This window comes from Christiangramia marina (assembly GCF_048285865.1).
Lineage (GTDB): Bacteria > Bacteroidota > Bacteroidia > Flavobacteriales > Flavobacteriaceae > Christiangramia > Christiangramia marina.
In genome coordinates, this window is record NZ_JBLVTK010000001.1 from 1,189,225 (window position 1) to 1,212,318 (window position 23,094).

Sequence of the window (23,094 nt, forward strand, 5' to 3'; positions counted from 1 at the left end):
TAATTACCGGATGAAGATAAAAAATCCCGCAATACGCGGGATTAATTATTTATGATTTCAACTGTAGATGTAGATCTGTGAGTTGTTGCTCGTCGAGTTTCGCCGGAGCATCGATCATCACGTCTCTTCCTGAGTTATTTTTTGGAAAGGCAATGTAATCCCGAATACTTTCCTGTCCGCCAAGAATGGCTACAAGTCTGTCGAATCCAAAAGCGATCCCACCATGTGGAGGTGCTCCATACTGGAAGGCATCCATAAGAAAGCCAAATTGCTCTTCAGCTTCTTCCGGAGTGAATCCAAGGTATTTGAACATTTGCGACTGAGTTTCTTTGTCATGTATTCTAATAGAACCACCACCAATCTCATTTCCGTTAAGTACAAGATCATACGCGTTGGCACGAACCTTCCCAGGGTCTGTTTCAAGTAATGCAAAATCTTCTTTCTTAGGACTTGTAAATGGATGGTGCATTGCGTGGAATCTTTCAGTATCCTCGTCCCATTCAAGAAGAGGGAAATCTACTACCCATAAGGGTGCAAATTCATCAGATTTTCTAAGTCCCATTTCATTACCAAGATGCACTCTTAATGCGCTTAACTGGCTTCTTGATTTATCAGCATCACCTGCCATCACAAGAATAAGATCTCCAGGTTTAGCTGAAGAAGCTTCGGCCCAGGCTTTTAGATCTTCCTGAGAGTAAAATTTATCTACTGAAGATTTTAAACTTCCATCTTCATTATATTTTGCCCAAACCAATCCAGTGGCACCAATTTGAGGTCTTTTAACCCATGAAATAAGTTTGTCAATTTCTTTACGAGTAAAAGAAGCTGCGCCCGGAACGGCGATACCAACAACTAACTCCTGTTGATCAAAAACATTGAAACCTTTATTCTTAGCGACATCATCAAGCTCGGCAAATTCCATCCCAAAACGAATGTCTGGTTTGTCATTCCCATATTTGCGCATAGCGTCTGCATAAGTCATTCTTGGGAATTCGTTCACTTCTACGTTGCGAATTTCCTTCAGCAAATGCCTGGTTAAACCTTCAAAAATATTCAGGATATCTTCCTGTTCCACAAATGCCATTTCGCAATCGATCTGTGTGAATTCGGGTTGACGATCTGCTCTTAGATCTTCATCACGAAAACATTTTACGATCTGGAAATACTTATCCATCCCGCCTACCATAAGCAACTGCTTAAAAGTTTGAGGTGATTGTGGAAGTGCGTAAAACTGACCTTCATTCATTCGGCTAGGTACCACAAAATCACGGGCACCTTCAGGAGTGGATTTAATAAGGTATGGAGTTTCCACTTCAATAAAGCCAGCATTAGAAAGATAGTTTCTTACCTTCATTCCCACCTGGTGGCGAAACATTAATTTATTCTGAACTGGTTTTCTACGAATATCCAGATAGCGATATTTCATTCTAAGATCTTCACCACCATCGGTTTCATCTTCAATAGTAAAAGGTGGTGTTTTAGAAGTATTCAAAATTTTAAAATCCTGTACCAGTAATTCGATCTCCCCAGTAGGAATGTTGGGGTTCTTTGCTTCTCGCTCGATCACTTCCCCGGTTACCTGGATCACGAATTCACGAGCCAGGTTTCCTGCTTGCTTCATCAATTCTTCGGAAGAGCGCTCTTCATCAAAAATCAATTGCGTAAGACCATAGCGATCACGAAGATCCACCCAAATCATAAAACCTTTGTCTCTTACTTTTTGTACCCATCCAGAAAGGGTTACTGTATTTCCTATATGTTCGGCATTAAGTTCGCCGCAGGTATGACTTCTGTACATGAATTCTTTAAATTTTGAATGGGCACAAAAGTAAGAAGTTAAAGAGTTTTACTGAATCTTTTCTGCATCTAAATTCATTTAAAGTTGCCTATTATTAACTTCGGCTATTTATATAAAACATTGTATAGCAGATAAATAAAACTGCAATGTTAACTTAATGTTACGTAAATGCGACTAGAAGGTAAATTTTTGCTATATTTGTGATGTAAACGTTAATACCGAAAGAGAAATGAAGACCTTGAAAAATATTTTAGTAGCAGCAGTTCTGGTAACAGGAACCGTTGCAATGGCGCAGGATAATGATCCAAAACCCGCTTTTGAGAAGCAGGGTGAGTTAATTAAAGGAACATTTTATTATGAAGATGGAAATATTAAACAGGAAGGTACGTACAAGGACGGCAGACTCCACGGAGAATGGATTTCTTACAACAAAGACGGTGAGAAGACAGCCATTGCCAATTACGAAAATGGCCAGAAGGATGGAAAATGGTTCTTCTGGACTGAAGATAAACTTACTGAAGTGGACTATAAAGATAGCGTAATTGCTAGTGTTAATAGCTGGAAAAGCGAAAGCTCCCTTGTTAGTAATGACTAATAATATTCATTACGAATAAAAAAACCCGAAGCGAAAGCTTCGGGTTTTTTTATTGGCATTGGTATCAACTTACCTAGTTCGTAGTTTCAATCCTGTTTGAAGTTTCAACTTCTTCCGAAGAGCTTCTTTTCGAATGAACCCACATTTTGATCCTTACCGCGATATAGAATAACAATGGAACAATAATAAGAGTAAGGAAGGTCGCTACGATCAAACCGTAGATCACTGTCCAGGCCAGAGGTCCCCAAAATATCACGTTATCTCCACCAAAGTAGATGTTCGCATCAAACTCACTGAATAAACTGAAAAAGTCAAGGTTAAGCCCGATTGCCAGCGGAATCAAACCAAGAATGGTGGTGATCGCCGTAAGCAATACTGGTCTTAAACGTGCTTTTCCAGATCTAATGATCGTTTTTAAAAGTTCATCCTGAGGGAGGTATTCAGATTCTGGTATTCCAAGACGCAGTTTCTTCCTGTCTATGAGGAGCTGCGCGTAATCGAGCAGTACCACCCCGTTATTTACCACGATACCAGCAAGAGAAATAATTCCCATCATCGTCATCATGATTACAAATGCTGAACCGCTAATTACAATTCCTCCAAATACTCCAATAAAACTCAGGAAAATAGCGATCATAATGATTAATGGTTTCGAGATAGAGTTAAACTGGAAGATCAGGATCAGGAATATAAGTCCCAGTCCGCTAAAAAATGCACCCACTAAGAACGCCTGTTGCTTGTTTTGCTCTTCGATCTGCCCGGTATAATCCACTTTGATCTCATCTGGAACACCATCAAAATTCCTCATTTCATTCTGGATTTGCGCCACGGCAGCACCAGCATCTGTATATCCCGGAGATAAAACAGAATAGATCGTAACAACTCTTCTGGTATCCCTGTGCTTTATCGCACTAAACCCAGATTTATTACTTTTCGTTGTTACTGCTGAAACAGGTATTTCTCTTAACTGACCCTTATTATTTCTGAAAGTGATCGTTTGGTTGAACAAGGCGCTGTTATCATATCTGGAATCCTCGTCGAATCTTACATAAATATCGTAATCTTCACCACCTTCTTTGTAAACGCCAGCTTTTGTTCCAAAAATGGAATTTCTAAGTTGTTGTCCAACCTGTCCGGCACTTACCCCTAGTTCACCAGCTTTTTCCCGGTCAACTTCAACAACCATCGATGGTTTATCTTTGTTTACATCAATCTTCAACTCGTCTATTGCAGGAATGTTCTTTGTGTTAATATATTCACGCATTTGCTCTGCAGTCGCGATCAATTGATCATAATCTTCACCTTCCAGTTCAATATTAATTGGTGGACCCGCAGGAGGGCCATTCTGATCTTTTTCTACGGAAATCAAAACTCCCGGGTAAACTCCATCCAGGGATTCCTGAACCTTTTGTCTTAAAACCTCACTGTCCTTGCCACGACGGTATTTGTACTCCCTCATGGAGGCCGTGATCTTACCTTTATGTGGCATTTCAGCCGCAGAACCACCATCGGTTTGTGGATTCCCGGCACCTTCACCCACCTGGGATACGGCACTTTCTACCATATAATTATAACCGTTGTCCATATACTCATCACTGTTGAGTACTTTGTAAACCCTTTCCTCGATCTCTTTGGTGATCGCGTTGGTTTTTTCAATATCGGTACCTTCAGGGTATTCAATATAAACGATGATCTGGTTAGGCTTGTTATCAGGAAAGAATTCAACCTTGGTTCTTTGAGATCCCAGTGAAGCACCAAAACCTACAAAAGCGATGATCAACATCAAAAAGGTAGCTCCAACGATCCAATAAGGACGTTTGTTTTTAAAAGCAGCGGTAAGGCGTCTTTCGTACCAGTTCTCCAGTTTCACCAAAGAACTTTTTTGAAAATTATTTGCCATCTTCCGAAGAAACAACCTGTAGATCCAGACCATGATTGCGGTAAAGATCATCAATGATCCAAGCGCAGCATATTCTCCACCAAATAAAAATATGAGTAGACCAATTCCCGCAATGATCAGAGAAACCCTGATGATGGTTTTCAAAGGCATATTTTTATCCTCTGTTTTCATGAATTGGGAAACCAGAACCGAATTGAAAAATATTGCTACTACCAGTGAAGATCCCAGTACGACCGATAGTGTTATGGGGAAATAGATCATGAACTGTCCCATTAGTCCCGGCCATAATCCCAGCGGAATAAAGGCGGCAACCGTAGTTGCTGTAGAGATAATAATAGGAAATGCAATTTCACCAATACCTTCTTTCGCTGCATCCACCCGGCTCATTCCTTCCTCGTCCATGAGTCGGTAGACATTCTCCACCACAACGATCCCGTTATCTACGAGCATTCCAAGTCCCATGATCAATCCAAAAAGGATCATCGTATTCATGGTGTATCCCAACTGGTTCAGGATCATTAAAGACATGAACATGGACATTGGTATTGCAAAACCAACGAAGAGTGCATTTTTAAATCCTAAGAAGAACATTAGCACCGTCACAACAAGTATGATCCCGAAAATGATATTGTTTACAAGGTCATCAACCTGACCAATAGTCTTTGAAGATTGATCATTAGTAATACTTACATTCAGGTTCGTTGGAAATACTTCAGCTTTTGCTTTTTCAACAATAAGCTCGATCTGCTCTGCAGCAGCAACCATATTCTTTCCTGAACGCTTTTTTACATCCAGCATTACCACCTGTTCACCAAACTCACGGGCATAGGTGGTCTTTTCCTTTTCCTGAAAAGTAATATCAGCAATATCCTTCAGGTAGACATCATCACCATCTTCAGACTTAACAACGAAATTGTTCAATTCTGAAGGTTCTTCGATTTCACCAAGGATTCTGATGGTTCTTCGCTGTCCGCTGGTTACGTAATTACCCGCACTCATGGTCATATTTCCGTTCGAAATGGCACTGGTAATATCATTGAAACTAACAGAGGAAGCCATCATTTTATAGATATCTACAGCTACTTCAATTTCTTTATCCTGAGCTCCACGAATATCTACTTTCTTAATTTCAGGTAGATTTTCGATCTCATCCTGTAGGTATTCTCCAAACTCCTTCAGCTTCATTACCGGGTAATCTCCGGAAATATTGATATTCAGAATTGGAATTTCTTCTGAAAGACTCAATTCAAAAACATTGGGTTCTACCTTGGCGCCATTAAATGTTGGCCAGTCTTCGCCTGAAGTTTCAGAATCTATTTCATCTTTTACCTTTTGCTTTGCAAGCTCCACAGCAATTCCCTCGTCAAATTCAATAACGATCATAGAATAATCTTCCTGTGAAGTTGAGGTGATTTCCACGACATTACTTACCGTCTTCAACTTGTCTTCCAAGGGGTTTGTAAGTAACTTCTCTATATCTTCCGCAGTATTCCCGGGATATATCGAGCTAACGTAGATTTTCGTTTCTTTTACTTCAGGAAAACTTTCCCGCGGCATACTGAAATAAGCCGATATTCCGAAGAACAGAATAAGAGCCATCGCCACATAAATGGTGGTTTTATTCTTTATTGCCCAGGACGAGAGCGCAAACTCCTTGTCCAGATTGTTTTTTTCTTTCGCCATAACTGCTTAGTAATTCATGATTTTGACGGTTTGTCCCTCTTTTACACTACGTGCACCATCTTCGATGATCAGGTCACCATCTTTCAGGCCTTCCAATACTTCAATAGAATCTCCCTGAGATTTCCCGGTTTTAACGATCACTCTTTTAGCGACTGCTTTTTCACCTTCCACCTCATCTAAAACATATAAATATTGCTCTCCATCAGCATTTTCAGAAAGAATGTTTTGCGGCACCAGAATCGCGTTTTCACTAGTGTAATCGTTGATCTTTACTCTTGCCGTAAGGTTTGGTTTGATCTCTTTCTCCTTATTTGGCACATCGATCTCGGCAGTAAAAGTTCGGTTATTAGGATTTATATAACTACCTACTTGCTTTACCTTGGTATCAACAGTTTTTCCAAGCACCGGGAAGGTCACTTCTACCGGCTTTCCCTTGGTTACGTTGGTAATATAGTTCTCTGGCACATCTGTCTTAATATACATATCGTCAAGATTTACGATCCTTAGAATTTGCGTCTGGCCGGGTGAAACCACATTTCCCTGCTCGGTAATGATCTCATCGATAGTTCCTGAAAAAGGTGCGCTTACAACAGATTTTGAAAGCTGACTCTTCATTTGCTTAACAGCGTTTACCTGTCCTTCATAATTGGATTTTGCCTGTAAATATTCAATTTCGCTACCAATTTGCTGCTCCCAGAGACGCTTCTGTCTTTCAAAAGTAGTCTTGGCAAGGTCTAGCTGAATTTCCATTTGAGCGAGTTGCTGACTCAATCCACCATCATCTATCTTCGCCAGAGTCTGTCCTTTTGAAACTTTCTGACCTTCTTCTACATAGATCTTCTGTAGAATTCCGCCCATTTCAGCGTTTAAAACCACATTCTTTCTTGTCTCCACGCTTCCCTGTAATTCAAGGAAATGATCGAAATGTTCAGCTTCCACAGCAAAGGAAGTTACCAGGGGAATATTTCTCTCTGGGTTGATCTCCTTCAGCCTGGAATCAAGTTTTTTAATTTCCGTTTCCAGCTCAGACTGTTGAGCGGTAAGCTCATCTCTTTTCTTTTGAATAGTTTCTATATCATTGCTTTCCAGGATTTCATCCGTAGATTTTTCTGAACCACCACCACAGGCAGCTAGCAAAGTACTGAACGATAAAATATATACTAGTTTTCTCATTTTCTGAAGTTGTTTCTAATTATCTGATGTATAAGTACGGGTATCTAACAGGTTTTCCAGTTCCACTTTTGCAGTGATCACCTGTAACATGGCTTGTAAATAATTTTGCTGTGCAGTGTATAACTGTCGTTGCGCTTCACTAAGCTCGAAACTACTGGCGATCCCTTCAAAGAACTTGATCTGGTTCTTGTTTTCGATTCTTTCGGATAGTTCGAGATTTTTAGTAGCATTCTTATAATTATCAAGGCTAAACTGGTATTCACTTTTAGCACTGTTGATATCACTTTTTACCTGGCTTTCGGTTTGTTTCAGATCAAGCATTGCCTGCTCATACTCAAGTTTTCGCTGCTGAGTTTTCGCACTTCGCATTCCGCTGCTGAAAATTGGAATATTAAGACTCACTCCTAATATGGACTGGCCAAAATATTCCTGATTTCCGTTTAAAAAAGTAAAGTCATTACTAAATCCCTGGTAACCGTAATTCACAAAGGCGCTTAAGGTTGGTAGCGCTTTCGCCTGCTGTAGTTTTACCTGGATATCTGCGGCTTCTGCCGTATTCTTGGCGATGCGATAATCAATATTTTCTTCTACCGGAATTGTCTCAGATAATAAGGAAAGATCGAAATATTTAAGCGCCAGTTCATTTAGATCATCGGTCGCTACTACATTTTTCTCTACCGGAATTCCAAGGCTAATGTTCAGCATATCATAGGCAATATCCAGCATTCTTCGGCTTCTGGCGAGATCATTTTCAAGGTTCAGCTTGGTGATTTCCAATTGCTCCACATCCTCCTGTTCTGTTAGACCATTTTCGAATATCTTCTGGGTATCATTAAAGTTCTTCTCAACGTTCCCGAGATTTTTCTCAAAGATCTCAACACTTTCTTCCGCCAGCAAAACATTTCCGTAGGCATTGATAATACCTTTCTTGATCTCAAGATCTGTCTTGGTCTTGGCATTTTTGGAAATTTGAAGCAGTGTCTTTACAGATTGAATTCCTACTATATAGGAGCCATCGAAAATTAACTGGTTCCAGGTAGCTGTGGCATTTACGCTTTGCTGAGTTCCAAACTGCACCGGGATAAATCCTTCCGGAGAATTTACAGGAACATCATTCCTGTTCACATTATCGAAATATTGCTCGACGATGTTCACTGTGCTTTGCGTATTATCAAAAGCACTTGCCGGAAGCAAGGTGACCGGTTGTTTCAGGAAGTTCTGGTAATCTATTCCAGCACTGATTTGCGGCAAACCCTGGGCGATAATCTCCCATTTTTGCTGAAGAGCAATTTCCACATCCTTTTGAGCTATTTGTGACTGGTAATTATTTTCCAGTCCAAATTCTATAGCCTCCATAAGAGAAAACTGATAGGTCTGGATCGTATCCTGCTGCGAGAAACTTTGCAGGCTCAAGACCAGCATAATTAAAATTGATATTCTACTTTTCATCTAACTCAATTAAATCTTCTAAAGTTTTTAATCCTTTTGTGGTACAGATTGCACGCAGGTGATATTCCAGGAAATGATCCATCAATTCCGGCTGCGAATATTTTTCAGGAGCGAAGAGATCTGTATCCTTAATCCCCATAAGACCCACAAAATGTATACGGCTAATAAAATCTACATCAATATCTTTACGATAATAATCACTTTCAATTCCGCGGTTGAGATTATCCTGCATGCAGGTTTCTAAAAGTTCATACTGCTTGTCCTTAAGACTCTCATAGACTTTCGGGTAATATTTCTGAAGCTGAAAATGAGGAGAGGTCTTTTCTCCTTTTAAATTCTGCGCTACATAATGTTTGATCTCGTAATTTTCTTTAATCGGATTCTGATTTTTATCCTGAATGGCGCCAATCCCGCAACCCATCGTCTGGATCACCTGTAAACCTGCAGCTGCTACCAGCTTATTCTTGGTGGAAAAATGGGCATAAATAGTTTTCTTAGAGATCCCGATACTGTCTGCAATGTCATCCATGGTCACGCTTTTGAAACCATAGGATAGAAACATCTCTGCAGCACTATTTAAAATTTTCTCCCTCACTTCATGTAAATTTTGTGCAAAAGTAAGCCTCGGAAACTTTAGAAACAAAAAAAGTTTCTTCGGTTTACAGTTATTTAACATTCGCTTAAAATTTGAAATAGGTTCAATTATGGTATTTTAGCCCAAAATTTCAATACATGCTTACCATTGCGGAATACCGAGAGGCCATCGTCGATTATCTTCATCAAAAGATACAGGTCAAAGAACCGGTAAATCTTTACGAACCAATGGTTTATATTTTAGAGCAGGGAGGTAAACGTTTAAGACCTGTCCTTGTTCTAATGGCAGCTGAAATTTTCGACTGCAATCATAAAAAAGCACTTGACGCCGCCCTGGCCATAGAGGTTTTTCATAATTTCTCTCTTGTTCACGATGATATTATGGACGATGCACCCATTCGAAGAGGTAAGAAAACGGTGCACGAAAAGTGGGATATTAACACGGGAATCCTTTCCGGAGATGCGATGCTTATCAATGCATACCAATTATTCGAAAACTATGAAGGAGATGTGTTCAAAGAGCTTTCAAAACTATTTACCAAAACAGCTATTGAAGTTTGTGAAGGTCAGCAGTACGATATAGATTTTGAAACCCGTGATAACGTGAGTATCGAGGATTACCTTTTGATGATCGAATACAAAACCGCGGTCCTGGTTGGAGCTTCCTTGCAAATGGGAGCTATTGTAGCTGAAACTTCGGCTGCTTGTAAGTCGGCGATCTATCAATACGGAAGATTACTTGGTATTGCTTTTCAGCTTCAGGATGATTACCTGGATGCTTTTGGGGATCCTGCTACTTTTGGAAAACAACCTGGTGGTGACATCATCGAAAACAAAAAGACATTTCTCTATCTAAAAAGTCTTGAACTTGCCAGTCCCGGTGAAGCCAGGCAACTGGAGCACCTATATTCCATTAGTCCTATGGAAAATACCGGAAAGATCGAAGCAGTCAAAAATCTATTTGAAAGCAGTGGTGCAGCAGAACTTACCAGAAAGGAAATCGAGAAGTACACAGACATGGCCTTTGAGGTTCTGGACAGGATAGATCTGCCTGAAGAGAAGAAAAAACCCTTGAAGAGTTTTGGTAAAATGCTTATGGAGAGACAGGTATAAGTCAGGTTGTAAGATATATTTCCTGCAATTTACTCAGAGATCTACTTCCCAAATTATTGAATATCAGAGGGTGTTAAAATTCTTATAATCTCATAGAGAATTATCATAATGCCTGCAAGCTGTTTTTTTTAAATATTGTATTTTTGCTAATGTTTTTAAGAACAAAAGAAACTGTTGTTTCAATTTTATGGAAAAATTTTCATTTCTAAATGCCGCTCATACTGCATACTTCGCAGAACTTTACGATCAATATTTAAAATATCCTGATAGTGTAGAGCCCAGTTGGAGGGCTTTTTTTCAAGGATTCGACTTCGGAATGCAACAAGATGGTGTTTCTGAAGATGTATTGGACGAAGCTCCTGTAGATTTTTCAGAAGGTGAGATACCGACACACGTAGTTAAAGAATTTCAGGTAATTCGATTAATTGACGGCTATCGTACCAGAGGGCATTTATTCACCAAAACAAACCCTGTAAGAGAACGTAGAAAATATGTTCCAACTCTTGATATAGAGAATTTCGGACTTGAGAAAAAAGATCTGCAGACTACTTTTAATGCAGGTGATATTCTCGGGATTGGACCTTCAAGCCTGGAAGAGATCATCAAGCACCTGGAAATGGTGTATTGTGACTCTATCGGGATCGAGTATATGTATATTCGTAAACCTGAAGAGATCGAATGGATCCAGAATCGTTTAAATGTAAACGACAATCATCCTGATTTTGATGCCACCCGCAAGAAGCAGATCCTGAAGAAGCTTAACGAAGCAGTCTCTTTTGAATCCTTTTTACATACTAAATATGTTGGACAGAAACGATTTTCACTGGAAGGTGGAGAAAGTTTGATTCCGGCATTGGACGCGCTTATCGAAAAAGCTGCGGATTTTGGTGTGGAAGATTTTGTAATGGGAATGGCTCACCGTGGTCGTTTGAATACCCTTACCAATATCTTCGGAAAGAACGCAAAGGATATCTTCAGTGAGTTTGATGGAAAAGATTACGAACAGGACATATTCGATGGTGATGTTAAATATCACCTAGGCTGGACATCCTGTCGCACTACAGATAGTGGAAAAGATATCAATATCAATATAGCTCCAAATCCTTCTCACTTAGAAACCGTTGGCGCGGTGGTAGAAGGAATTTCGAGAGCAAAAATGGATCGTAGATACAACGGAGATAATTCCAAAATTTTACCGATCCTGGTTCATGGTGATGCTGCAATTGCAGGTCAGGGACTTGTGTACGAACTGGTACAGATGGCTAATCTCGAAGGTTACCAGACAGGTGGAACCATACATATCGTAGTAAATAACCAGATTGGTTTTACTACAAATTATCTCGATGCGAGAAGTTCAACCTATTGTACAGATGTGGGGAAAGTAACTCTTTCACCAATTTTACATGTAAATGCCGATGATGCAGAGGCAGTAGTACACTCGATATTATTCGCTTTAGACTTCAGAATGAAGTTTAAAAGGGATGTATTCATAGATTTACTGGGTTATAGAAAGTATGGTCATAACGAAGGTGATGAACCACGTTTTACTCAGCCTAAACTATATAAAGCAATATCTAAACACGAGAATGCCAGAGATATTTATGCTGAAAAGCTGAAGGAGAGTGGTGTAATCGATGATAGCTACCTTAAAAAATTAGAAGAAGAGTACAAAGCTTCTCTTGAAGAGAAACTGGAAGATTCCAGAAAAGAAGAAACCACCCGCATCACTCCATTTATGCAGGATGAATGGGAAGGTTTTGAGAATGTTCAGGAAGACGAGATGATGAAGGAAGTTGACACAACTTTTGATCTTGAAAAACTTGATAAGGTTGCCACGGCAGTTTCAGAATTACCGGAAGGTAAGAAGTTCATGAGAAAGATCCAGAAGATCATCGATGGACGAAAGCAAATGTACTTCGAAGATAATAAGCTGGACTGGTCTATGGCCGAGCATTTAGCTTATGGATCTCTTATGACCGAAGGTTATAACATCAGAATTACCGGGCAGGATGTGGAACGTGGTACGTTTTCCCACCGTCATGCGGTAGTGAAAGTTGAAGATAGTGAGGAAGAGATCATTCTTCATAACAATATAGAGGACAGGGATGGAGATTTCTTTATCTACAACTCCCTGTTATCAGAATACGGAGTAGTTGGTTTTGATTATGGGTACGCCATGGCGAGCCCAACAACATTAACGATCTGGGAAGCACAATTTGGAGATTTCGTGAATGGTGCACAGATCATGATCGATCAGTATATTTCTGCTGCGGAAGACAAATGGAAACTTCAGAATGGTTTGGTAATGTTACTACCTCACGGTTACGAAGGGCAAGGAGCAGAGCACTCTTCAGGTAGAATGGAAAGATTCCTCCAGCTTTGTGCAAAGGATAACATGTACGTGGCAGATATTACGACTCCTGCGAACATGTTTCATATGCTTCGGAAGCAAATGAAGGCGAAATTCAGAAAACCACTGATCATTTTTACACCAAAAAGCTTACTGCGTCATTCTAAAGTAATTTCTACAAAAGAAGAATTTGCGAATGGTTCATTCCAGCCAGTTCTGGATGATCCAGATGCAAAAGCAGATTCAGTAAAAAGCCTGGTATTCTGTACTGGTAAGTTTTACTATGACCTGCTGAACTTCAAGGAAGAGAATGATCGTGATGATGTGGCCCTTGTGAGAATCGAACAGTTATTCCCACTACCGGTAAGTACCATGAAAGAAATGATGAGCAAGTATAAGTATGCTGAAGATGTGGTTTGGGCACAGGAAGAGCCTAGAAACATGGGAGCATATGGACATATGTTGCTGCATTTCGAAGAAGCAAGACAGTTTAGAGTATGTAGTCGTAAATTCTACGGTGCACCTGCTGCAGGTAGCTCGGTAAGATTTAAGAAGCGTCATGAAAAAGTGATTGCCAGCGTATTCGACAAAGATTTAAAAGAAGATTAATAATAAGAACCAATTTCCTGATTTCAGGAACCAAAATAAATTACAATCATGGCCTTAGAAATGAAAGTTCCTTCACCCGGCGAATCGATTACTGAAGTTGAAATAGCTCAGTGGTTAGTCGAAGATGGTGATTACGTTGAAAAAGATCAGGCAGTAGCCGAAGTGGATAGTGACAAAGCAACGCTGGAACTTCCTGCAGAAGCTAGTGGAATTATTACTTTGAAAGCTGAAGAAGGAGATGTCGTAGGAGTTGGAGAGGTAGTTTGTCTAATCGATACCGATGCTGCAAAGCCTGGTAGTGATGACAAAGGTGATAGTGAAAGTAAAGACGAAAAGTCTGCTGAAGCTGAAGAAAAGGAGCGTCAGGAAAGTACAGAAGATAAGAAAGACAGTGATAAAGCAGCTGCTAAAACTGAAGAACCTTCAAAATCAAGTACTCCAAGCCAGAAGCAGGATGATACTTATGCAACTGGAACTCCTTCACCAGCAGCTAAGAAAATTCTTGATGAAAAAGGAATTGAAAGCAAAGATGTAAAAGGTTCTGGTAGAGATGGTCGTGTAACTAAGGAAGATGCGGTTGAGGCAAAAGCTTCTATGGGATCTCCTGGAACAGGAACCAGAGGAGAAGAGCGTAAGAAAATGTCAATGTTCCGTAGAAAACTTGCGGAACGTCTGGTAAGTGCGAAGAACGATACGGCGATGCTGACTACTTTTAACGAGGTAGATATGTCTCCAATTTTTGCGTTAAGAAAGAAATATAAAGAGGAATTTAAAGAGAAGCATGGTGTGAGTCTTGGCTTTATGTCATTCTTTACACTAGCAGTGATCCGTGCGCTGGATGAATATCCTGCAGTAAACTCTATGATAGATGGAGATTACCAGGTAAGCTACGATTTTAAAGATATTAGTATTGCAGTTTCTGGTCCTAAAGGACTTACAGTACCTGTAATTCGAAATGCTGAAAATCTTAGTTTTAGAGGGGTCGAATCTGAAGTGAAAAGACTTGCGATCAAAGCCAGAGATGGAAAAATCACTGTGGATGAAATGACCGGAGGTACTTTTACCATTACTAATGGTGGAGTATTTGGATCTATGTTATCAACTCCAATTATCAATCCTCCACAATCGGCTATTCTTGGTATGCATAATATTGTGGAAAGACCTGTTGCAATAGATGGTCATGTCGAAATCAGACCCATTATGTATGTAGCATTGTCTTATGACCACAGAATCATTGATGGTAAAGAATCTGTTGGATTCCTTGTAGCTGTTAAAGAAGCACTGGAAAATCCTGAAGAACTATTAATGGATGGAGATATTAAGAGATCACTGGAATTGTAGTAACAATCTCCGGTAGAAATAAAAAAAGGGTACGCGATAGCGTACCCTTTTTACTTTAACGAAATTAGAACAAAACTAACAACCTGAATATATTCAAGGCAAGCACAGCAACAACTAAAATTGTCATAATGAGAAAGACCAGTTGTGAAGATATTCGAAGTTTAATAACGTAAAGATTATTGGTTAGATTACTTCAAATATAGAGCGATATCGCTTTGAGAAAAAGGGTGTTTTTCCCCTTATTTGAGAAATAAGGCCTTGCCTTTGTAATCGATAACTGCTTTACCTTTTTTCAGAATATCAGCTCCTATAATTCCCTGTACCTTTTCAGCTTTATGATTTTCAAGTGCCTCATTTACGTGTTTAAGGTCGAAAAGAACCAGGTCGATCTTTTTCTTTTTCCAGTCTCCTATCTGTACTATGTTTTTTGCAGAAATCTGGGTCAACATATTGGTAGCTCCTGCACCAGCCGCTTTAATATCGCTATCTTCTGAAAGTAGATCAAAATGTTCGATCGCATCTATACCCACACAAGTGCTGGAAGCGCCGGTGTCCAGTATAAAATTACCTTCAATATCATTGATCTTCGCTTTTAGTTCGAAATGATTGGTTTTGGTATATTTTAATTTGATACGATGGTATCCTTTTTCCTGAAGCAACTCTTTTAAAGACATTCTTTTTTCTACAAATATATGATTCCTGTATATAGCGGGAAACTCAGGGACTTTCAATCCCTACTTAAATTCAGTTTTAGAAAAAATACATACTATCTTTGGGGTCTATGAGCACACTCGTTCAAATAACAGCCTTACCCCGGGAACTTGAAGATCATCATCTGCTTCTGAACAGGGCAATTAAGAAATCAAATATCAGGAAAGATGATATCGGAGACTGGAGAATTAGAAAGCGTTCTATAGATGCCCGGAAAAAACCGGTGAAACTTAATCTGCAGATTGAGATATGGAAACATGGTGAAGAAAGAGATACAAGATCATCTTTATCTCTTCAGGATGTTTCCAAAGCAAAGCAAATATCAATTATTGGTGCTGGTCCTGCCGGATTGTATGCAGCACTAAGAGCAGTGGAAGCGGGATTGAAACCTGTGGTTTTTGAACGCGGGAAAGATGTAAGAGCCAGAAGACATGACCTTGCGAAGATTAATAAGGAACAAACCGTAAACCCTGAATCTAATTACTGTTTTGGAGAAGGTGGTGCTGGTACGTACTCAGACGGGAAATTATATACACGCTCAAAAAAACGAGGTAACGTATTGAAAGCTCTGGAGTGGTTCGTGGAATTTGGAGCAGATCCTGATATTCTTGTGGATGCTCATCCACATATTGGAACGAATAAATTACCTAAGATCATCACCGCTATGCGGGAAGCGATCGTGGATGCTGGAGGAGAAGTACATTTTAACTCTAAACTAACCGACCTAAAGTTAGAGAGTGATAAGTTAACGGCCATTGAGATCAATAAAGAGAAGTGGTTACATTTTGATGAGGTAATTCTGGCAACGGGCCATTCAGCCAGGGATATTTTTTACCTATTGCATGAACGAAATATAAAGATCGAAGCCAAGCCTTTCGCGCTGGGAGTTCGAATTGAGCATCAGCAAAAACTGATTGATCATATTCAGTATCACGGGGATGATGAAAACCCTTATCTACCACCAGCTTCGTATAGCCTGGTAGAACAGGTAGACGGACTTGGGGTGTATTCTTTCTGTATGTGTCCGGGAGGTATTATTGCTCCGTGTGCTACAGAACAGGAAGAAGTGGTTACCAATGGCTGGAGTCCAAGCAAGCGAAATAATCCATATTCCAATTCAGGAATAGTGGTAAGTATAGAACCTACAGATCTACCGGGTTATCAAGAAAATGATCCATTTGTTTGTCTTGACTTTCAGAAAATGGTGGAAAGAAACTGCTGGGAAGCGGCTGGCAGAACTCAGCAGGTTCCAGCGCAGCGCATGAAGGATTTTGTAGAAGGAAGAGTGTCTTCAGATTTTCCGAAAACTTCTTACCAGCCTGGAATAGTAAGCGTTGATCTTAATAAAGTGTTACCCGATCTAATTGCTAAAAGACTTCGGAAAGCTTTTCTGAAATTCGGAAAAAAACTGAAAGGTTATTATACGAACGAAGCCGTTTTACATGCTCCGGAAAGCAGGACTTCTTCCCCAATTCTAATTCCGCGTGACCAGGAAACTTTAGAACATGTAGAAGTAAAAGGATTTTATCCCTGTGGAGAAGGAGCTGGATATGCCGGCGGAATCATTTCCGCAGCTATCGACGGAATCAACTGTGTGGATGCTATTGCGAAGAAGTATGAAGCAACGCAGGCAGGCGACAGCAATTAAATACTTGCAGTTTTTATCAGATTTTACCGTTCTGAAATTTCAATTTCATTCTATTTCGGAAGTGTATCTGATTGCTACTAGTTAAGAAAATAGCAGTCTTAAGTAGAGTTTCTACACAGCAAACTTAAAATTAGTTCCCACGAGTCTGGGATCGGTTTGCGTAGCCTGTCTGGAGAGCGTTTTGATGCTAATGGAGATATATCCAAGATTGGAAACAACCTCACCATAACACAGGTAAATTCCTTTAGATCTTATAGGATACTTTTCGGCTACTGAAGGGAAAAGTACCACATCAAAAATGACTCCTTCAGGATCATAGAAAGTACCGAAATACATGTATTTGCCATTTGAAGTTCCGGTTTTTTTAGAATTTACCAGGTTGCCATAGATCTCTATGTTTTTCCCGATATGATCTTTTAGTTGCGAAGCTGTCACCACATTTTGCTTTAGAGGATCTTTCAGTAATTCAAAATGACTGCATAGGGGAAATCCCAGAAGTTCCATCTGGTCGTAAGCTTCGATCATTTTAGAAGCTTCAAATTCAGGCAATTCAAAATCTTTATGCTTTGGTTTAAAAAGTAGCGGCTGATTCGTTTTTGGTTTATTCTTATCCAGCTTAAAATAAGCTTTCCATAGAAGTTCGTGTTTGTCCATGCCGGTAAACCTGAAGGCGTTAATTTTCAGTAATAAGCTAAGTTGCTCAATAGAAATATGGATACGGTCTATAAAATCATCCAGCGAACTAAATTCTCCAAAGAATTGCCTGTTTTCCAGAATTTGCTGAATAGTTTTTACTTCCAGCTCTTTAATATATCCAAAACCTAAATAAACGTTTTTTCCGTAGATGACATTAGGGTGGTCGCTTTTATTGATACAGGGAGCGTGAATCGTGCCGCCCCAGCGTCTTATTTCCTGAATATAGGTTTGCAGATCATAGAAACCACCTCCATTGTTAATCGCCGCGACCATAAACTCCAGTGGAAAATATTTCTTCAGGTACAAACTCTGGTAGCTCTCCACAGCGTAGGAAGCCGAATGTCCTTTCGGAAATGCATAGCCAGCAAAGGAAGAGATCTGCTCCCAGACTTCATCGATCAGTTTTGGTTCATAACCTTTAATATTACAATTTTCACGAAAGGTATTCTCGATCTTTTCCATTTGCCCCCGGGAAGTTTTTTTTCCACTCATTCCTCTTCGTAATACATCTGCATCATCCAGGCTCAAACCGGCAAAATGGTAAGCGACTTTCATTACATCTTCCTGGTAAACCATCACGCCATAAGTGTCGGGCATGATCTCGTACATTACCGGGTGCGCTTCCTTTCTTTTTTCAGGAAAGCGATGTCTTAGAATAAATTCATCCTTCATTCCAGCGCTGGAAATTCCTGGTCTAATTACAGAACTTGCGGCAACCAGGTTAAGGTAATCCCGGGTTTGTAGTTTTGTTAGTAAACCTCGCATGGCAGGGGATTCCACATAAAATACTCCCATACAATCGCCGGTAGTGAGCAACTCGTTAATAGCAGGATCTTCCTTAAATTTTTTAATGTTATCGATATCCTCCAGATGAGCGTCTGGCTGATTCTGTTTTACGATCTCGATGGTATCGGTGATTTTAGAGAGTCCACGTTGAGCAAGAATATCAAATTTATGAATGCCTACTTCTTCAGCAATGTTCATATCGATCTGTATCGTCCGGAAGCCTTTGGGAGGTAAAAACGTTGCAGCATAATTATGAACCGAATCGTTCAGGATCAAAATTCCGCCGGAATGAACACTCAAATAATTGGGAAATCCTTCTATGAGTTTGCTGTACCGGATCACCAGTTTCTCCAGGTGATCCAGATTTTGATAGGAATAGAAGCCAGAAGCGAGCTTATCGATATTTTCCTTGGGTAAACCAAATACCTTTCCCAGTTCCCGGGCTACCGCTCGCTCTTTGAAAGTCACATAAGTCCCCATAAGTGCCGTATTCTCATAAGTCCTGAAAATATAATCTGTAATGTCATTACGATCCTTCCAGGAAAAATCAAGGTCAAAATCTGGCGGAGATTTCCGGTTAGGATTTATAAAACGTTCAAAATAAAGATCAAGTTCTATAGGATCCACATTGGTGATGCCAAGAATATAAGCCACAATCGAATTCGCACCACTACCGCGTCCTACAAAAGGATAATTTTGTGAACGCGCATAATCCACAATTCCCAGGTTGATAAGGAAATAAGAAACGAACTCAAGCCTGATGATAGATTCCAGTTCCTTTTCAACACGCGTATAAACTTCACGATCTGCTTCGGGATATTTTTCGGGAAGTTTCTCGTAGGTGAGCCTCCGTATCATATCTGCATCCTCTTCGATCGTATTCCGGTAGACCTTTAAATTTCGATTCTGTCCCTTTCCAAAGTCATAATGCACCCGGCAAGCGTCCAGAATTTGCTGTGTATTTTCCAGAATATGAGGAAAGTCTTCAAAAGCAGTTTCCATTTCCTTTTTGGGACACATTATATGAGAAAACTTGCCCTGTTGGCTTTCCGGAAGCTTGCTTAGCAGCAAATTATTGTCGATTGCTCGGAGTAAGCGGTGCGCATTAAAGTCCTTTTTATTCCGAAAGCTTACTGTTTGTAGAATGACCAGTTTGTCCTTCATATTTCTATATTCTGAAAACCTTAATTTCCCGATCTCCTCTTTGGAAACTCCTATATATTCATTATTTCTGAAGTTTTTACGTTTTTGTTCCACCACGTTTCCGAAGGGGTAAATGATAAAACAATCGGGTAGTTGCGGAGCTAGCGTTTCAAAATCTTTCTTTTCATGCAGGTGATTTGAAAGATGGTCGTTAAGCTGAAGGAAGCCAGCATTGTTTTTTGCCAGTCCAATATATTGTTGCTGGGCAGCATTTCTAAAGTCAATTCCCAGAACCGGTTTGATTTTAGTTCCATTGGTTAGCCTCAGGAATTCGAGGCAGGCTGAAGTATTATTGATATCTGTAATGGCGAATTGCCAGATATCGTTGGAGTAGGCGAGCTCACACAACTCCCTGATGGGAAAAGTCCCATATCGTAGTGAATAGTATGTGTGGCAGTTTAAATACATCAGTAATCTTTTTATACTTCAGAATAGATCATCATTATTGTTTTCTATGAGCAAGAACGATTGGTGGCTCCCCGTTAAAAGGATTCTTCATTCTGCCGATGGTCTTCGCATCCATTGCAGCAGCACGCATGACCGCATGTTCACCAAAACGATTTTTGATCTTATCCAGGGAATTGTAGAGATTCAGCATATCTTCAGAATCATCGAAAAGATTGATCTGGTAATGGCCACCCACGAGTCCGCTAAACTTCACCCCAATCAACCTGATGAGCAGGCGCCTGCTGTATAGTTGTTTAAAAAGTTCCTCGACCTTAGGAATTAGAATATGATCTGCACTGGTATACGGGATCCTTACCTGTTTGCTGTAAGTTTGAAAATCTGAATACCTGATCTTTACACTCACTGTGGAAACAAGTTTATTTCCCCGCCGAAGCTGATAGGCGAGACTTTCTGCCATGGCAACCAGCGTACCATGCAAACGGATCATATCGATAGTATCCCGGTTAAAGGTTCTTTCAGTTGAAATAGACTTGCGCTCGTGAAACGGAATGATAGGAGGATTATCGATCCCGTGAGCACGTTTCCATATAGTACGGCCATTCTTACCCAAAACGCTCTCTAAAACCTCTACAGGCATCTTCTGAATTGTCTCAATCCTGCGAACGCCGAGATTTAAAAGTTTCTGAAATGTTTTATTCCCGATCATCGGGATCTTGTTCACTGCAAGCGGAGCAAGAAATGTTTTTTCTGAACCTGCTTCGATCACTTTCTGGGCATAAGGTTTGCCTTCACCTGTAGCGATCTTGGAAACGACTTTGTTGGTGGAAAGTCCGAAGGAAATAGGTAAATAAGTTTCTTTTTTGATAGTTTCCTGAAGTTCTTTAGCAAACTGGGTGATCCCGAAAAACCGATCCATTCCCGTGAGATCTGCATAGAACTCATCTACGCTGGCCTTTTCAAAAGAAGGAACTTTGCTACGAATAACTTCGGTTACCTCATGGGAGAATTTGGTGTATGTGGAAGCATTCCCTTTGATCACGATAGACTGAGGGCAGAGTTGCCTGGCTACTTTCATAGACATCCCGGAATGTACTCCAAACTTGCGAGTCTCATAACTGCAGGCTGCTACCACACCGCGATCTCCCAGGCCACCTACGATAAGGGGTTTACCATTCAATTTAGAATCCAGACGTCTTTCTGCGGAAACAAAAAAGGTATCCAGATCCAGGTGTATAATTGATTTCTCTAATTTCATAATAGGAATAAATCCATTAAATAGGAATAATTCCAAAATTATAAATTTAATCTGGTTTATGATGTTGAGGGAGCGTTAAAAAGAAATAGGAATTTTGAAATTGAATGGGGATGTAGAGCTGGCAGTTAATCTCAAATGAAAAAAAATTATCTAAAATTGATTTCTCAGTTTTCAATATTGAAATTGCCTCAGTAATATGATAATCTGTGTAATATAAATTTGTTATTATTCAAATTTTTAATTGTGTTTATGGTTATAAATTTTTCATTTATCGATCTTTCATGCCAATCCTAATGATATATAGCACTTTTAGAGTCTCAATTATGAATTTTTCGTAACTTAATAATTCATTAATACTCAGGATTATGAAAGGATCTTCAGGAAAACGCGGACTCATAAAAAAATATGCTACAGATTTTATCTTTTCTGAAAAAACTAAGTTTGTCCTGGACGGCACCGGATTTCGCAATCCTTCAGAAGAGCCGGGATCAAAAATTATAAAATTCAGATTTGATAATTCAGATGCAGATAAAGCGACCAAACCTGTCTTTCGTTGTATCTATAAAATGATGAGGAAATTCAATCTCTCCTTAAATTAAGTGCTTCTATAGAATTTTAAATTCACTCTTAGATATAAAAAAATACTATTTTCGTTTGTATGGAGGAACCCGAAAATCCTGAGAGTAGGGGAAACACTTAATCTAACCAAATGAAGTTTAAATCTTTACTCATCATTGCCATCGCTGCAATGACATTATCCAGTTGCTCTTTTAGACTGGTTGACTTTACCGTAATTAGTTCTAAAAATGTAAATCTTGACATCGATAGAGCTCAGGGTGTAAAAACTGAGGGTAAAAAATCTTATTTTCTAGGAATTGGATGGAATATTAAAGATGCTATGGATGAAGCATTGGAAGAAGCAGGACCAGAGTATGACATGCTAATTGATGGTGTGGTAAGATATACCAGCTATCCTTTCGTTTCTGGAGTGACCGTAGAAGGTACTGCTGTAAGCACTAAAGCAATGAAAGCCCGTATGGGAGAAGCAGGTTTCCAGGAGTGGTTGAAAGGCCAGAACGTATTTTCTGAAGAAATTGCGGTAGTAATTCCTGAATAATCACTCCAAATCAATAAAACAAAAAGCCCGATCAATTTGACCGGGCTTTTCTTTTGAAACTAAAAAACTAAATTAGTCTTCAAAATATACTGCAGATACTCCAGAAAGCATATTGTTTACAGCTGGAGTTGCATTTCCACTCGCGTTTGACGCATCGTCAAAAGCCAGTACTCTACCACCACCGTTGGCAAGCTCAGCAACATAGATCATATCAGAATCTGCATCATAAGCAACATTTACCGGGTTACCCAATAAAGTAGCTGCTCCAGAAATTCTCATTTGATCTGAAAGCGCTAAAGTTCCAGCATCCATGGTATTATTAAATTTACTGTCAAAGTCGGTAATTACATGAAGTCCACCATCAGCATCAGATCCTGCATCTCCAATATCTGTAAGTACCATTGTTCCACCATCATAGTCAAGACCATGAGTTCTCACAATTCCTTCTACCATCACAGTTTTAGTAGCGCTCACCATTCCGTCTGTATTATTAGACAGGAAGTTGTCAAAACTAGCTAGCATGTTTGTGGTATCTACAATTGCATACAAGGTGTTTCCAACAAACTCGATACCCCAAACCTTAAAATCTACGGTTACCGTGTTTCTTAAAGTAAATCCATTGTCTTCTTTGCTATAGATATAAAATCTACCATCTGCAGTGGTGT

The 23,094-nt window shown here is 39.7% G+C and carries 15 protein-coding genes and 1 pseudogene; 7 read left to right on the plus strand and 9 right to left on the minus strand.

Going from position 1 to position 23,094, the window contains the following annotated elements; all coding sequences use genetic code 11:
* Nucleotides 1-49: 49 nt before the first annotated feature.
* On the minus strand, nt 50-1,798 hold the full coding sequence (gene aspS / locus ACNKXS_RS05575) for an aspartate--tRNA ligase (protein ID WP_417919987.1): 1,749 nt from the start codon (nt 1,796-1,798) through the stop codon (nt 50-52).
* Between the two features lie 229 nt (nt 1,799-2,027).
* Here aspS and ACNKXS_RS05580 point away from each other — a divergent pair, with 229 nt between their 5' ends.
* The gene (locus ACNKXS_RS05580) at nt 2,028-2,393 is read left to right on the plus strand and encodes a toxin-antitoxin system YwqK family antitoxin (protein WP_417919988.1); all 366 of its coding nucleotides are present in this window, start codon (nt 2,028-2,030) and stop codon (nt 2,391-2,393) included.
* A 73-nt stretch (nt 2,394-2,466) separates the two neighbouring features.
* Here ACNKXS_RS05580 and ACNKXS_RS05585 read toward each other — a convergent pair whose 3' ends face one another.
* Genes ACNKXS_RS05585 through ACNKXS_RS05600 form a run of 4 tightly spaced genes read right to left on the minus strand, consistent with a single transcriptional unit; the run spans nt 2,467 to nt 9,193 of the window.
* Complete coding sequence (locus ACNKXS_RS05585) at nt 2,467-5,976, minus strand: efflux RND transporter permease subunit (RefSeq protein WP_417919989.1); 3,510 nt, start codon at nt 5,974-5,976, stop codon at nt 2,467-2,469.
* A gap of 6 nt (nt 5,977-5,982) precedes the next feature.
* Nucleotides 5,983-7,149 carry an efflux RND transporter periplasmic adaptor subunit gene (locus ACNKXS_RS05590; protein WP_417919990.1) on the minus strand — a complete coding sequence of 389 codons (1,167 nt, stop codon included), beginning with the start codon at nt 7,147-7,149 and terminating at the stop codon, nt 5,983-5,985.
* 15 nt (nt 7,150-7,164) lie between these two features.
* Nucleotides 7,165-8,598, minus strand: coding sequence for a TolC family protein (locus ACNKXS_RS05595; protein ID WP_417919991.1), 1,434 nt, complete (start codon nt 8,596-8,598; stop codon nt 7,165-7,167).
* On the minus strand, nt 8,588-9,193 hold the full coding sequence (locus ACNKXS_RS05600) for a TetR/AcrR family transcriptional regulator (RefSeq protein WP_417919992.1): 606 nt from the start codon (nt 9,191-9,193) through the stop codon (nt 8,588-8,590). The genes ACNKXS_RS05595 and ACNKXS_RS05600 overlap by 11 nt, the downstream gene beginning before the upstream one ends.
* A gap of 137 nt (nt 9,194-9,330) precedes the next feature.
* Here ACNKXS_RS05600 and ACNKXS_RS05605 point away from each other — a divergent pair, with 137 nt between their 5' ends.
* The 3 genes from ACNKXS_RS05605 (at nt 9,331) to odhB (ending at nt 14,605) form a co-directional block, all read left to right on the plus strand.
* Nucleotides 9,331-10,305 (plus strand): polyprenyl synthetase family protein, encoded by a 975-nt coding sequence (locus tag ACNKXS_RS05605; protein ID WP_417919993.1) that lies wholly within the window; start codon nt 9,331-9,333, stop codon nt 10,303-10,305.
* Nucleotides 10,306-10,492: 187 nt separating this feature from the next.
* Nucleotides 10,493-13,264 carry a 2-oxoglutarate dehydrogenase E1 component gene (locus ACNKXS_RS05610; RefSeq protein ID WP_417919994.1) on the plus strand — a complete coding sequence of 924 codons (2,772 nt, stop codon included), beginning with the start codon at nt 10,493-10,495 and terminating at the stop codon, nt 13,262-13,264.
* A gap of 48 nt (nt 13,265-13,312) precedes the next feature.
* Complete coding sequence (gene odhB, locus ACNKXS_RS05615) at nt 13,313-14,605, plus strand: 2-oxoglutarate dehydrogenase complex dihydrolipoyllysine-residue succinyltransferase (protein WP_417919995.1); 1,293 nt, start codon at nt 13,313-13,315, stop codon at nt 14,603-14,605.
* 239 nt (nt 14,606-14,844) lie between these two features.
* On the opposite strand, the gene ACNKXS_RS05620 is transcribed toward odhB, so the two are convergent.
* The gene (locus ACNKXS_RS05620; RefSeq protein ID WP_417919996.1) at nt 14,845-15,279 is read right to left on the minus strand and encodes a retropepsin-like aspartic protease; all 435 of its coding nucleotides are present in this window, start codon (nt 15,277-15,279) and stop codon (nt 14,845-14,847) included.
* A 107-nt stretch (nt 15,280-15,386) separates the two neighbouring features.
* Here ACNKXS_RS05620 and ACNKXS_RS05625 point away from each other — a divergent pair, with 107 nt between their 5' ends.
* Entirely contained in the window at nt 15,387-16,964 is a 1,578-nt protein-coding gene (locus tag ACNKXS_RS05625; protein ID WP_417919997.1) for an NAD(P)/FAD-dependent oxidoreductase, read from the plus strand.
* A 111-nt stretch (nt 16,965-17,075) separates the two neighbouring features.
* On the opposite strand, the gene ACNKXS_RS05630 is transcribed toward ACNKXS_RS05625, so the two are convergent.
* Nucleotides 17,076-20,057 carry a DNA polymerase III subunit alpha gene (locus ACNKXS_RS05630; protein WP_417919998.1) on the minus strand — a complete coding sequence of 994 codons (2,982 nt, stop codon included), beginning with the start codon at nt 20,055-20,057 and terminating at the stop codon, nt 17,076-17,078.
* A gap of 34 nt (nt 20,058-20,091) precedes the next feature.
* Nucleotides 20,092-21,312, minus strand: coding sequence for a DNA polymerase IV (gene dinB, locus ACNKXS_RS05635; protein WP_417920148.1), 1,221 nt, complete (start codon nt 21,310-21,312; stop codon nt 20,092-20,094).
* Between the two features lie 365 nt (nt 21,313-21,677).
* Between dinB and ACNKXS_RS05640 the strand changes: the two genes are divergently transcribed.
* Complete coding sequence (locus ACNKXS_RS05640) at nt 21,678-21,911, plus strand: hypothetical protein (RefSeq protein WP_417919999.1); 234 nt, start codon at nt 21,678-21,680, stop codon at nt 21,909-21,911.
* A gap of 110 nt (nt 21,912-22,021) precedes the next feature.
* Entirely contained in the window at nt 22,022-22,429 is a 408-nt protein-coding gene (locus ACNKXS_RS05645; RefSeq protein ID WP_417920000.1) for a hypothetical protein, read from the plus strand.
* A gap of 72 nt (nt 22,430-22,501) precedes the next feature.
* Here ACNKXS_RS05645 and ACNKXS_RS05650 read toward each other — a convergent pair.
* Nucleotides 22,502-23,094: pseudogene (locus ACNKXS_RS05650) on the minus strand (hypothetical protein); the annotation flags it as partial.